This window comes from Maridesulfovibrio spiralis (SeqCode), from assembly GCF_048571135.1.
Taxonomy (GTDB): Bacteria; Desulfobacterota; Desulfovibrionia; order Desulfovibrionales; family Desulfovibrionaceae; genus Maridesulfovibrio; species Maridesulfovibrio spiralis.
Map to the genome: position 1 here is coordinate 789,733 of NZ_CP182344.1, position 13,036 is coordinate 802,768.

Annotated in this window: 13 protein-coding genes; 7 read left to right on the top strand and 6 right to left on the bottom strand. The window is 48.5% G+C overall.

The features are described from left to right. Positions 1–120 precede the first annotated feature (120 nt). Positions 121–1,668, top strand: a complete 1,548-nt coding sequence (locus ACNI29_RS03605; RefSeq protein ID WP_419780824.1) for a sigma-54-dependent Fis family transcriptional regulator — start codon at positions 121–123, stop codon at positions 1,666–1,668. Here ACNI29_RS03605 and lpdD read toward each other — a convergent pair. Beyond that, on the bottom strand, positions 1,665–2,033 hold the full coding sequence (gene lpdD, locus ACNI29_RS03610; protein ID WP_419780825.1) for a prenylated flavin chaperone LpdD: 369 nt from the start codon (positions 2,031–2,033) through the stop codon (positions 1,665–1,667). The two genes, ACNI29_RS03605 and lpdD, sit on opposite strands and share 4 nt — an antisense overlap. Before the next feature lie 188 nt (positions 2,034–2,221). Here lpdD and ACNI29_RS03615 point away from each other — a divergent pair, with 188 nt between their 5' ends. The 3 genes from ACNI29_RS03615 to ACNI29_RS03625 all read left to right on the top strand — a co-directional run bounded on the left by ACNI29_RS03615 (position 2,222) and on the right by ACNI29_RS03625 (position 4,420). After that, on the top strand, positions 2,222–3,211 hold the full coding sequence (locus ACNI29_RS03615) for an NAD(P)H-dependent glycerol-3-phosphate dehydrogenase (RefSeq protein ID WP_419780826.1): 990 nt from the start codon (positions 2,222–2,224) through the stop codon (positions 3,209–3,211). Between the two features lie 17 nt (positions 3,212–3,228). Continuing rightward, positions 3,229–3,507 (top strand): hypothetical protein, encoded by a 279-nt coding sequence (locus ACNI29_RS03620; protein ID WP_419780827.1) that lies wholly within the window; start codon positions 3,229–3,231, stop codon positions 3,505–3,507. A 139-nt stretch (positions 3,508–3,646) separates the two neighbouring features. Further along, a complete protein-coding gene (locus ACNI29_RS03625; protein WP_419780828.1) occupies positions 3,647–4,420 on the top strand; it encodes a substrate-binding periplasmic protein in 774 nt (257 codons plus the stop codon). A 54-nt stretch (positions 4,421–4,474) separates the two neighbouring features. On the opposite strand, the gene ACNI29_RS03630 is transcribed toward ACNI29_RS03625, so the two are convergent. Beyond that, positions 4,475–5,434 (bottom strand): chemotaxis protein, encoded by a 960-nt coding sequence (locus tag ACNI29_RS03630; protein WP_419780829.1) that lies wholly within the window; start codon positions 5,432–5,434, stop codon positions 4,475–4,477. 231 nt (positions 5,435–5,665) lie between these two features. On the opposite strand from ACNI29_RS03630, the gene ACNI29_RS03635 reads away from it, so the two are divergent. From ACNI29_RS03635 to ACNI29_RS03645, 3 genes are all read left to right on the top strand, one after another. Beyond that, entirely contained in the window at positions 5,666–6,304 is a 639-nt protein-coding gene (locus tag ACNI29_RS03635) for a hypothetical protein (protein ID WP_419780830.1), read from the top strand. Positions 6,305–6,484: 180 nt separating this feature from the next. Beyond that, a complete protein-coding gene (locus ACNI29_RS03640; RefSeq protein WP_419780831.1) occupies positions 6,485–8,167 on the top strand; it encodes a long-chain-fatty-acid--CoA ligase in 1,683 nt (560 codons plus the stop codon). Between the two features lie 164 nt (positions 8,168–8,331). Beyond that, on the top strand, positions 8,332–8,844 hold the full coding sequence (locus ACNI29_RS03645) for a hypothetical protein (RefSeq protein ID WP_419780832.1): 513 nt from the start codon (positions 8,332–8,334) through the stop codon (positions 8,842–8,844). 70 nt (positions 8,845–8,914) lie between these two features. Here the strand turns inward: ACNI29_RS03645 and dxs are convergent, their stop codons facing one another. From dxs to ACNI29_RS03665, 4 genes are all read right to left on the bottom strand, one after another. Next, positions 8,915–10,834 carry a 1-deoxy-D-xylulose-5-phosphate synthase gene (dxs, locus tag ACNI29_RS03650; protein ID WP_419780833.1) on the bottom strand — a complete coding sequence of 640 codons (1,920 nt, stop codon included), beginning with the start codon at positions 10,832–10,834 and terminating at the stop codon, positions 8,915–8,917. A gap of 162 nt (positions 10,835–10,996) precedes the next feature. Then, the gene (locus ACNI29_RS03655; protein ID WP_419780834.1) at positions 10,997–11,887 is read right to left on the bottom strand and encodes a polyprenyl synthetase family protein; all 891 of its coding nucleotides are present in this window, start codon (positions 11,885–11,887) and stop codon (positions 10,997–10,999) included. Next, positions 11,877–12,116 (bottom strand): exodeoxyribonuclease VII small subunit, encoded by a 240-nt coding sequence (locus ACNI29_RS03660; RefSeq protein WP_419780835.1) that lies wholly within the window; start codon positions 12,114–12,116, stop codon positions 11,877–11,879. The genes ACNI29_RS03655 and ACNI29_RS03660 overlap by 11 nt, the downstream gene beginning before the upstream one ends. A gap of 9 nt (positions 12,117–12,125) precedes the next feature. Beyond that, positions 12,126–13,025 carry a M23 family metallopeptidase gene (locus tag ACNI29_RS03665; RefSeq protein ID WP_419780836.1) on the bottom strand — a complete coding sequence of 300 codons (900 nt, stop codon included), beginning with the start codon at positions 13,023–13,025 and terminating at the stop codon, positions 12,126–12,128. Positions 13,026–13,036: the final 11 nt, after the last annotated feature.

Below are 13,036 nucleotides of genomic sequence, written 5' to 3' on the forward strand. Positions count from 1 at the left end.
GTATTAATTATTTGCGCTGATATTTCATAAAGGTATTTGATTTAATCAGCTCATTACGATATTTCGTTACAGCTTGTTGATAAATTTTCCGCTGATCCAACCACCAGACAGGACTGATAAATGCCCTACGTAAGTTTTCTAAAAGAACTGGCCGACGAACTCTCCATCAGCGAATTGCAAAAACGCTTTCTACAACTGATTCTCAATCTACAGAATGTGGAACGTGGTTCCATATGGATTAAAAAGGGCGACCGTATTCAATGCATTGAAGCGGAAGGAGCTGAAAGCCAAAATGTAGTGGGCATGACCCTGAGTGCGAAACAGACAAGTATTGTAGGCTGGGTGCTGGAAAATAAAGAAATGACAATCGCCGAGGGCGGCGTTGACCACAGGCATTACACAGGGGTCGAAGAAAATTTCAAACTGAAAAGCAAACTCATTCTCTGCTTTCCGCTCTTTTTGACCAACGGCGAAATTTACGGGGCCTTACAGATCATCGATACCAGCGCGGGCGGCAGAAAGCTTGATCTGCAACCGGAGAACATGAAAATCCTGCAGGATATGATCGACATCGGCTCCATAGCCCTGTCCAATGCGCTGATCCAGCACAAACGTCTGGAGCAGGTAAAACAGCTCACCGAAACCATTGATTCCATGTATTCCGGGCGGTTCATCATCGGGGTCAGTCAGGCTTTCAACGAAGTTATGGAACTGGTGGACAGCTACGCAGTCACTGATTACCCCATCCTTATTTATGGCGAATCAGGAACAGGTAAGGAACTCATTGCCAAGGAAATCCATCGCCGCAGCCATCGCAGGGACATGCCGCTATTGGTGCAGAACTGCAGTGCAATTCCCGGTCAACTTATGGAGTCGGAACTTTTCGGATATGTGAAAGGAGCATTCACCGGGGCATCCCGGAACAAAATGGGCCTGTTTGAAGCCGCCGACGGAGGCACGGTCTTTCTGGATGAACTGGGTGAAATGGAGTACGGCCTACAGGCAAAGATGCTACGGGCACTGGAAGAAAATGAGATAAAACCGCTGGGGTCACCGCAATCACGCAAAGTCAATATGCGTATCATTTCCGCTACCAACAAAAACCTTGAAAGAGCCATTGCCGACAGCGAATTCAGGCAGGATCTATTCTACAGACTGAACGTTCTGCCGCTGCATTTGCCTCCCCTGCGTGACCGCAAGGAGGACATTCCGTTCCTCGCAGAACATTTCATCGACCGCGAAGCCAAATTCATGAATTGCGAGCGCAAAAAGATCAGCCCGGACGCCATGAAACGGATCCGTTCTTACCGCTGGCCGGGCAACATCCGCGAACTGGAAAACTTCGTCCGCCAGCTCATGGTGCTCTGTCATGACGATGTAGTTGAGGCAGGTCACCTGCCCGCTTACATTCGCGAAAACCAATGGTGGTGCGAGGCTCCCTTTGACCATTCACATGAAAACTACACCCCGTTCATGGAAGACGGATGTAAAGTCTCCAACATTGATCTTGAAGGGCTGACCTGGAATGAAGTGGAAGGGGCTTACGCTAAATTTGTGTTGGAAAAATGTGAGGGCAACATTTCCCGCGCAGCTAAGGTCGCCAACCTGAACCGCTCAACCTTCGATTCACGGCTTTCTAAGCTGGGAGTAAAGAAACTTCCCAATTAGGCAAGCTTCTGCAAAGCCTGTTCTAAAAGCAGATCTGCAACCTGCAGGACATCTCTGATTTCCTGCTTTGTTGCTTTCACAAGATGGATTCCGCAGGACACGGAGACAGTGCAATTGAAAGCGGTTGCCAGAGCATACCCGATCCTGCGGGCCAGTTCGTCTTCTTTATGCCCGGTTACTGCGAGAACTGAAACTGAAGCGTCAGTTTTCTCCCGCTCGCGCAATCCTGCATGGGGCACAGCAAGGGCAACAGCTCCGATATGGGCTTCGTCTCCACCGTAAAGACTGACATTCAGATCTTTACCCATTTTTTCAATTGCCAGCACCAGCTTGAAGCGCGGGGTTGTTTTTTCGATACGAATCATGAGGCTTCCTTAGATTTAATTCTGAAAACAACACCAGAATATACAGGTCCAACCATCCATGCAATTTTTCTTTTTCACTATCGCTAACCCCCTTTCATTTTTGAACAGGTTGCCAAATTTTTCCACGGGATGTAACTTGAATTCGATCTTATATTCACGCTGAATAGTATTTCCAAGGAGATTTATAAATGAAAATTGCAGTGATCGGTGCAGGAGCATGGGGAACTACCCTTGCCAATACCCTCGCCAAAAAAGGACATGACACCCACCTCTGGGTCCGCGAAAAAGAACTCAGTGATGAAATCAACAGCACTGGATATAATAGCGTATTTCTACCTGATTTCAAACTTTCCGAAAACCTTAAAACCAGCAGTGATGCCAAAGAAGTAATCACCGGAGCCGACTATTATATTCTTGTAGTCCCCAGTCAGTTCCTGCGCAACTCGCTCATTGAAATGAAGCAGTACTTTCCGGAAAATCCGGCGGTTATCTGCGCCAGTAAAGGTATTGAGCTAAAAACCGGAGCGCCCATGTCTCAGGTTGTAAATGAAGCTTTGGACGGCTTGAATCCCAGATTCGCCCACCTTTCCGGTCCTACCTTTGCTTATGAACTCAGCTCGGAACTGCCCACTTCCATCGTGCTTGGCTGCGAGGACGAAAAACTTGCCGCTGAAGTGCAGGAATTTTTCTCGACACCCTACCTGAGGATATACACCAACCCGGATTATCGCGGAGTTGAAATCGGCGGAGCCATTAAAAACATCATGGCCATTGCCGCAGGTATGGCCGACGGTTTAAAATTCGGGCATAATACCCGAGCGGCCCTGATCACCCGCGGTATTGCTGAAATGAGCAGACTTGGGATAGCGATGGGAGCGCAACCCTCAACCTTTATGGGTCTTTCCGGCATGGGCGACCTCGTTCTGACCTGCACCGGAGACCTGTCGCGTAACAGGCAGGTTGGCCTTAAATTGGGACAGGGTTTGAAGCTCAGCGAAATCCTGAAGATGCGCATGGTCGCTGAAGGTGTTAAAACAACGGAATCGGTTCACTTTCTGGCCCGGAAACTCGGTGTAGAACTGCCCATAACCGAACAGGTCTACAAAATTCTGTACGAAGACAAAGATCCCGCAACAGCGGTATGCGACCTGATGAACCGCGACCTCAAGGCGGAATAATTTTAAAGGAGTCCTGAATGAAAAAAATCGTTTTGCTGACAGCAGCCCTGCTCATGCTCGGAGGATGCAGTTCCTGGCACAACCCGAATATTGCCGATCCGGCCAAAGAAAAGGAAATCTTTGATCGTGACCGCGAATTCTGTGAAAACTACAACGCGCAGAATGTCCCTGTCGGTGCTCAGACTGACGGAGAACCGCCGGAACCTACTACTTATGAAGCAGAGTTTTCCGAAAACTACGCCTATGAATCAACATTTGAAAAATGCATGAAAGGGCGCGGCTGGATGAAAAAATAGCAGCAGATTAATCCCTCCGAACGCAAGTCCGGAGGGATTCTTTTTTCTTTGCGCTCAAAATAAGCCGTGATAATATTTTAATATGATATACCAGAATATTTCTGCCAGAATCATAAAAGACATAATCACACTGATAATAGTGGCAGTATTCTCATTTGCTCCGGCAGTACAGGCGGACGGAACTATTCTTTATGTTTCCGGGCAAATGGACTGGAAACCGTTCCTGCTAAAGGATAAAACAGGGCAGCCATACGGTTTAATGTACGATATTTTAAGCGAAGCGGCACGGCGAAACGGATATAAGCTTCAGTTCCGCGAGTTTCCCTGGAAGAGGGCAATCATGTCACTGGAAAGGGGCAAACTGGACATCATGTGCGGAATATTCTGGAACAAGTCCCGAGCAAGCACAATGCTCTTTTCTCCTCCCATCCTGCGTAATCAGCTACACATATTCGCCTGTAAACCTTTCAAGCTGGAACGACTCATCGACCTTGAAGGGAAAAAAGGGGAGAAAATGAGAGGCGGAAGCTACGGAGAGATCTTCGATAACTTTGTGCACTCAGGAAAGGGGACATTCACCGAAGTCACGGACGATCAAACAGCGATAAACAGACTGGTCCGGGGCTATTCTGACTTCTTCATCGGGACATACATTGATACCGTGTTTAAAATAAAGAGTCAGGGCTTGGAAGAAAAAGTTATTGTGCTTCCCTATGTGGTTGATACGGTAAACGTCTACTTTTCCTACCCTAAAAATTCAAAAAAGAAGAACTGCTATGTCCAATTAAACAACACACTGGCCGAAATGCAGGCCAACGGCAAAATAGCAGAGATGATCAAGAGCTACTTCCATGATACAGACATTGATCCGCAAAAAGTCATTTATAAGCCAGTAGAAATGCGCGGGAACTGAGACTCAGCCCCGCATGACAAAAATTAGGCAGCTATCCAACTAAACCGCGGTGCGCTAAAAGGAAACTCCGGTTCCTCTATATTTTTCAATCAAAGCAATAGCCCGTCCGGTAAGTTCGTTGAATTCCGGCTTGGTGATCTGGTCATCCGCCTTAACGGCCTCTCCTTTATGATACAACCCCTTGGTAATCAAGGAAGAGAATAGAATTACGGGTAGTTTTGAAAGCTCCGCATGATCCTTGATATTCTTGGTCAGGGTGTAACCGTCCATCTGCGGCATCTCAATATCAGAAACAACGACATCCACGATATCGGTAATTGAGCTTCCGCTTTGCTTGGCTTCGGAATTCATTTCCCGCAGGGCGTCCCACGCTTCCTGTCCGTTGGTATAAATTTTCACATCAAAATTTGCAGCTTCGAAATTTTTATTTAGCAGAGTACGCACAGAGACGGAATCATCAACCAGAACTGCTGTCATCTGTTCCGGAGCAGAATAGACCTTGCCGTCACTTCTTTCCGCCATTTCCGGGTCAAGCTCGCCGAGGATTCGCTCTAGATCGATCATAAGCACAAAACGTTCATCAAGATGGACTGTACCGGTGATGCAGTTAGTATCCATATCCGCGATATACTTATTGGGAGTCTTAAGATCGCCCCAGCCTATGCGGTGAATCTGGGTGACGCCGGTGACTAGAAATCCGGTTATTACATTGTTGATCTCAGTAACCACGATAAGTTCGTTTTCAGATTCTTTGCGGTCAATATCCAACCAAACCGCGAGATCAATTACCGGAAGAATTATATCGCGGAGAGACATTGTGCCCAGATAGCTTGGATGGGGAGCACCCTCCCCTGCTTCCAGACCGCCGGGAGCCTCCACCACTTCAAGCACCTTGGCCACGTTTATACCGAAGTAATCACGCTTGCTTTCTCCGCATTCAAGATCATCAATAAAAAATTCAATAATCTCAAATTCGTTTGTTCCAGCATCAAGTAAAATTTCATTATCCAGCATATGGTGACTCCCAGAAATCTATCCTTTATCCAGTTATCTGGACATCGCATAAGTCCACTTTAGTTACCTGCACGGCCTATATCAAGGAAATATACCTATTTTTTTGATTAAAACCCGCTTCGGTGACGCACATGTTGTCCGGCAAACACTTGCCAAGACGGATATTGCCCGGTTTCCAGCTTTGATATACAAATGGTACAAAATATCATTCACCTAACTCAAGGGGTAGTTATGTTAAAAAAATCCGCTCTTGTAAAATTCTTTTGTCTCTTCCTGCTCATACTCATCAGCGGCTGTGCCGGACACGAAGCTAAGCCCACGGTTCCCATGACAGTATTCAACCCCACTCAGGGCTCATTCAATGTGCAAGTAGTCCTCTTTGATTTGAAAGACAACGGCCTTCCCCAAAAGATTGAAGCCGGAGTTGTTCCCATAGAGCAGAATATCATAACAGCCCTGCAGGGGGTGGGCTATCATTATGATCCCAACGGAAGTCCTAATTACCTTATAGAAGCACGCATCGGCTCCATTTCACCCAAGCTTGCCGCCGCCGGAGAATCCCAGCATGTGGGAATCGCTTATGACGGTTTTCTCGGCGGACCTTTCTTCCATGAATACCCGGTTCTGATCGATGAATGGTCCCCTGAAATTCAGCGCATCCGCAGTGGTCCCAATACCTGCTTCATCACCATGCAGATTCTGGTCAAAGAATCCAAGGCCGGTCGTGATGAGGTCGTCTACCACGGAACTCCCCGTCCTATGGAAGTGCCATACGAACTGGGTTGCCCCTTTTCAAAATGCGGACATGGCGCTAATCAGGCTCTGACGACTTATCTACTGGATATTTTTACCAGATCCGCCCAGAAATGATATAGCATACAAACTTGCAAGAATCTAAACAGATCAATATACTCGGCCAGCTTTAAGGAAGATGGATCCCCTATACGGGGGGACTAAAGCCTACGCCGAGACTGGTATATGTGGGTCATGCCCACTTGCAACAGGAAAGATAATTTCATTTTTTGAATTAAGCATAAGGGAAGGTTAGGAGTGGAGATTAAACGCCCGTGGCTCGATCATTACGATCCAGAGGTGCCCAAAAACGTAGATTTCGTATATCGTCCGATGTTCGAGTATCTGGACCTGACAGCTGAAAAATGGCCCAAACGTAAGGCCATTGAATTCCAAAACTGGTCTATCACTTACGGCAAACTGCAGCGCGAAGTGGAGATTATGGCCGCAAACCTGCGCAAGCTGGGTATCGAACCGGGTGACCGTGTCGCGGTCATGCTGCCCAACACACCGCAGATGATTATGACTTACTTCGCCATTCTCAAGGCCGGTGGGGTGGTCACTCTGACCAACCCGCTGTACATGGAAACCGAGATCGTTCATCAACTCAACGATTCCGGCGCGAAAATGTTAATCACCATCGACCTGCTCTGGTCCAAGGTGGAAAAACTACGCGACAAACTTCCGGTACGTAAATATCTGGTCACCAGAATTTCAGACACCCTCAAGTTCCCCCTTAATTTACTATACAAACTGAAATCATTGCGGGAAAAAAGCTCTCCGAAAGTTCCGTACAATGATTCTTCAATTCTCAAATGGGATATCCTGCGGACAGGAAAAGAGCGTTTCAGCGCATCAAACATTCGCCCTGAAGACACCGCACTCCTGCAGTATACCGGGGGAACCACCGGATTATCCAAGGGCTGCAACCTGACCCACGCCAACCTCGGCGCAAACATTCAGCAGGCCCACGCCATGCTCAGTCATCTGGGCGATGACAGAGAAATCGTGCTGGGCATCCTGCCCTATTTTCATATTTACGGACTGACCGTCTGTCTCAACTTCCCCACTCTGCTGGGGGCGACCATGGTTCCGTTCCCGCGTTACGTGCCCCTTGATGTGCTCAAAACCATGGATAAATTGAAGCCGACTCTCTTCCCCGGTGCACCGGCGCTCTACATCTCTCTGCTACAGCAGAAAGAATTGGATAAATACGACGTTAAATCTGTCAAATACTGTCTGTCAGGTTCTTCACCCATGCCGGTTGAAGGAATCAAACAGTTCAAAGAAGTTTTCGGAGCAACCATTATTGAAGGTTTCGGCCTGACTGAAGCTTCACCACTAACCCACCTCAACCCCTTGAGAGGAACCCAAAAGCCCGGTTCCATCGGCGTACCCGTTCCTTCTACGGATGCTGCCATCGTTGATATGGAAGTGGGTAGCGTACATCTACCTCCGGGTAAAATGGGTGAACTGATTATCCGCGGCCCGCAGGTTATGAAGGGTTATTACAATAAACCCGATGAAACTGCCGGAACCTTGCGTAATGGCTGGCTCTACACCGGGGATATCGCCTACATGGATGAAGAAGGCTACTTCTACATTGTGGACCGCAAAAAAGATATGATCATCTCCAGCGGCTATAACATATACCCACGCGAAGTAGATGAAGTCCTCTACAAACATCCAAAAATTCAGGAAGCAGTAACCGTAGGCCTGCCCCATAAAACACGTGGTGAGATCATCAAAGTCTACATTGTGCTCAAGGAAGGACAATCCATGGACCGCGCAGAAATCATCTCTTACTGCCGTGAAAAACTTGCCGGATACAAAGTTCCCCGTAAAGTTGAATTCCGTAAAGAACTTCCCAAAACCATGGTCGGTAAGGTTCTGCGCCGCGCCCTGCGAGAGGAAGAAGAACAAAAGAAAAAGATGAAATAATTTATCTAAACATACCAGTAACTAAATCCTGCCTGTAGTATATACAGGCAGGATTTTTTGTCTCTGCAATTTGACAAGCATATACTTCGGGAGCATATTTACTAATAATTACAAGCAACTATATCAAAACTGACACAATTATTTTTTCATACACGAGGTATGCCATGCAGGAAGATATCAAGACCGTCACCATGCAGTCCGGAATTCCGGGAACAATCACCCTGCTGCAAAAAGGAGTGGTTATTCATGCCACTTCCGGTATGAGCATCCGAGATTTCATGGTCGAGACCATCGGGCTTGATCCTGATTATGCTGAAACAAGAGTGCGTGCCATTTTCGTGAACGGTTCCCCGGTAGATGATATTGACGGTGTAAAGATCAATGACGGCGACGAGGTGTCCCTTTCGGGCGCACTACCCGGCATCAGCGGAATTGCAATGTGCCGCGATACACCCATCGGCGCGTTCCGCTCCGATATCAGCGCGAAAGCATCAGACGCAACCAGTACCGGGGACGCAAAGATTTACCTTAAACTGTTCAATCTAATCGCGCAGGAGGCAGGAAAAACACTGCTCCGAAAAGGCGTGACTGCCCAGGCTGAAGACGTACGGACCTACTTGAAAGAAGGTGCGCCGGATGACTTGCCTAAAGAGGGGCCGATATTACTGAAAATTTAAATAATAAAAAAACCGCATTCTGAATAGAATGCGGTTTTTATTATCTTTCATTTTACTGGATCACCAGGCTTTACTCAAGCCCCAGCATCTCCATCATGGCTTCTTTCATGCCCTGAATATCGATACCGAGTTCATTGCGTAACTCCTGCTGCGTGCCGTGCTCGATGAACTCATCAGGAATACCGAGACGCTTGATTTCATGTCCGTCGATAGCGTTGTTATCTACCAGCATCTCGACCACTGCGGAGCTGAATCCACCGGCCTTGGCGTTTTCTTCCACAATGAGTATCTTCTTGAACCTTGCAGCCAGTTCCAGAATCTCTTTTTCCGGCAGGGGCTTGATGAAACGGGCATTGAAGACCGCAACGGCTTTGCCGTATTTCTCATCAATCTCTTCCACAGCTTCAACTGCGGGCCAGACTCTTGAACCGACAGTGATAACCACACCATCGAAACCGTCGCGCAGCAGCTCCCCTTTACCGATTTCAAGGGTGCTGGGCATTTCTTCCAGTATCGCACCGATACCGACACCGCGCGGATAACGAACCGCCGCAGGACCATCAAAATCAATGGCTGTCCTGACCATGCGGGAAAGCTCGGCCTCGTCCTTGGGAGCCATGAAAATCAGGTTCGGAATATGACGCATGAAGGACATGTCGAACACGCCGTGATGGGTGGCGCCATCAGCACCTACCAGCCCGCCGCGATCGAGGAAAAAATTCACATTCAGGTTCTGCAGACAGACATCATGCACGACCTGATCGTAGGAACGCTGCAGGAATGTGGAGTAAATAGCCACCGCAGGCTTGAAGCCCATGGTTGCCAGTCCGGCGGCAAAGGTCACCGCATGCTGCTCACAGATACCTACATCCACGAAACGGTCCGGGAACTGTTCACGAAAGGTGTCGGTTCCGGTTCCTTCAGGCATAGCGGCGGTAATAGCGACAATCTTCTCGTCCTTTTCCGCCAGCTTACAGAGGGTACTGCCGAAAACTTCTGTGTATGAAGGCAGACCTCCCTTAAATTTCTTTGCACGCCCGGTTTCCGGCTCAAAACTGCCCACACCATGAAAATAAGTGGGGTTATCTTCTGCCGGGGTATAGCCCTTGCCCTTGGTAGTCAGCACATGGACCAGTACCGGACCGTCCATCTTTTTGACCTGCTCCAGAACATCGACCAGCTCCTCAAGATTGTGACCGTCAATGGGACCAAGATAGGTAAAATCAAGGGCTTCAAACAACATTCCCGGAGTGAAAAAACTTTTAAAAGAGTCTTCACCGCGTTTGGCGTACATGGCAAGGTCATCACCGATCTTGGGAATCTGCTTCAAAACGGATTCAAAATCTTTCTTGAAGCGGTTCATGACCGGGTGTGATAGTTTACGGCTCAGGAATGCGGAAAGCGCACCGACATTGGTGGAGATGGACATCTCATTGTCATTGAGGATGACCACCATCTTTCGCTTCATGCCGCCTGCCTGATTGAGACCTTCAAAGGCCTCACCTGCGGTCATGGAGCCGTCACCGATCACTGCAACACAGTTGCGGTTTTCACCTTCAAGATCGCTGGCAACAGCCATTCCCAATGCAGCGGAAATGGATGTGCTGGAGTGCCCTACGCCGAAATGGTCATAAGGGCTTTCAGCCATGCGCGGAAATCCGCTGATGCCGTCTTTCTGGCGCAGGGTATGAAAATTATCATAGCGTCCGGTCAGAATTTTATGGGCATAAGCCTGATGGCCCACGTCCCAGACCAGACGGTCCCGGTCAAGATCAAAACACTTGAACAGGGCGAGGGTCAGTTCAATAACGCCGAGAGAAGGAGCAAGATGCCCGCCACCTATGGAAACAGTATTTATTATGCACTGGCGCAGTTCATCAGCCAACTGGGTAAGCTGTTCATCACTCAGTTCGCGGACCTGTGCAGGATTTTTTATAGTCTGTAGAAGCGCGTAGTTGCCGCACCCACAGGAATCATCATTGTTGCTCATATTCCAAAGAACCTCACCACTGGTTTCAATCTATGTAAATTTCAAGCAGCTTAGCAGCAAAAGTCCCAACTCCCTGAGAGAAATGCTGCCGGGCGCATACTGCTTAACACTGTTAACTAAGCAATGTATAAAAATCGTATCCGTTCCGGGAGTGCTAAAAATCTAGTAAACCCGGTCCACTATGTAACGGGCCAGTTCTGCGAGGAACTCGGCCTCTTCTCCGGAGTACGGGGAAAGCAGCTCAACGGCCTCATCAATATATTTACTGGCCAGCGCTTTACTTTCCTCAAGTCCGATCAGACTGGGGTAAGTGGATTTACCCTGCTCAATGTCACTACCGACAGGCTTACCAAGAGTGGCTTCGTCACCGACAACATCCAGAACATCATCTACGATCTGAAATGCTACGCCGATGAGCCTTCCGTATTCCTCAGCCCTTCTGACATCATCTTCTGTCGCCTCTGCTCCTTTAGCCAGAATTGCGCCTGATTTACAAGCAGAAAGAATAAGAGCTCCTGTTTTCATGGAATGCATGATCTTGAGTTCGTCGAGAGTCACTCCTTCACGGCCTGTGTAGCTCATATCCACAACCTGTCCGCCGACCATGCCTGCGCAGCCTGCTGATTTAGCCATAAGCGCGATAGCTTCAATCACGTGCTCGGCGGGAGCATCTGCCTTGGCCATGAAACCGAAAGCTTCAGTGAGCAGTCCGTCCCCGGCCAGAATGGCGGTTGCTTCGTCAAACTGCTTGTGGTTTGAAGGCTTGCCGCGACGCAGATCGTCGTCGTCCATGGCCGGAAGATCGTCATGGATCAGCGAATAGGTATGGATCATCTCAAGGCTGGCAGCAAAGGGCATAACTGCTTCTTTGCTTACGCCGAGCATCTTGGCCCAGACCAGCACCAGCACCGGACGAAGGCGCTTGCCTCCGGCCATCAGGCTGTATTCCATGGATTCCAGAAGGTTTTCAGGAATCCCCATATCCTTAAGACATTCACCCAGATATTTTTCAACATCCGCAGCATGCACTGCGAGTTTTTCTTTAACTGTCATCCGCTATATCCTCTTCTGTATCAACGTCAAAGCTTTCTACTTCGCCGTCAGTAACTATTTTCACTTCGTTCCGGGCCTTTTCCAACTGTGTTGCGCATTCCTTGGAAAGAGCCTGCCCTTCTTTAAAAAGAGCAACGCCATCCTCAAGGGGCAGGTCTCCCTTTTCAAGGGCTGCAACAATCGCCTTCAAGCGGTCCAGACGCTCTTCAAATGTTTTATTTTTTGCCATGTAAAGAAATTATTTAATACCGAGAAGTTGATCGGTTGTTTTGTACATTACGTAATTGGGGTCCACCAGTTTGCCCTGCACAGATACACTCATGTGCAGGTGAGGACCGGTCACCCTTCCGGTTGAACCGATGCCGCCGAGAAGCTGCCCACGTTCAACCATGTCGCCTTCCTTAACATCTATCCGGGAAAGATGGAAATACATAGTGACCACTCCGTTGCCGTGATCCACATAAATAGAATTTCCGGCGTAGTAGTGACTACCGACCAGAACAACTTTACCGTCGGCCATGGCCTTTACGGAAGTTCCTTTAGCACCCCGGAAATCAAGCCCCCGGTGCGGATTCTTGGGTTTACCGTTCAGGATACGCTGTGCACCATAAGGGCTGGACTGCGAACCCTTTGTTGGGCGGTCGAAAGGAACATACCACTTGCGGTCCGCGCTCATGGTTTCCTTGGCAACTTTAACCTCTTTACGGTCCTGCGCGATCTTGTCGTAGACTTTCTGAGGCGGGGTAACCATTTTCTTGGGCAGAGTCAGCCGTTGAATTTTGTATTTCTTTTTATGGACCTTGACCGTACGCCCGAACTTTTTCTCTTTGCCCCCGGATACTGTTTTAATTACCAGCTTGTCCCGGCCAGGTTTATCAAAAAGAACATCAGTACCGAACATCGCCAGCGCGACAGAACGCCCTTTCCAATTCCTTACCTCAGGATTAACGCTTTTGCCCTTCCACTTAATCTCAACTGATTCAAGCGGCTTATCGGAGGTGACCCGGACCATAAACGGCTCACCGAGACCGACTTTTTTGGGGTAGGCCAAAAAAACTGAGGCCAGTGCGCTGGAAGCGCAGACCAGAAGTATCAACAGGGTCAGAAAAGCTATTCGGAATTGCCTATATCGGTTCATTTTCAATAATC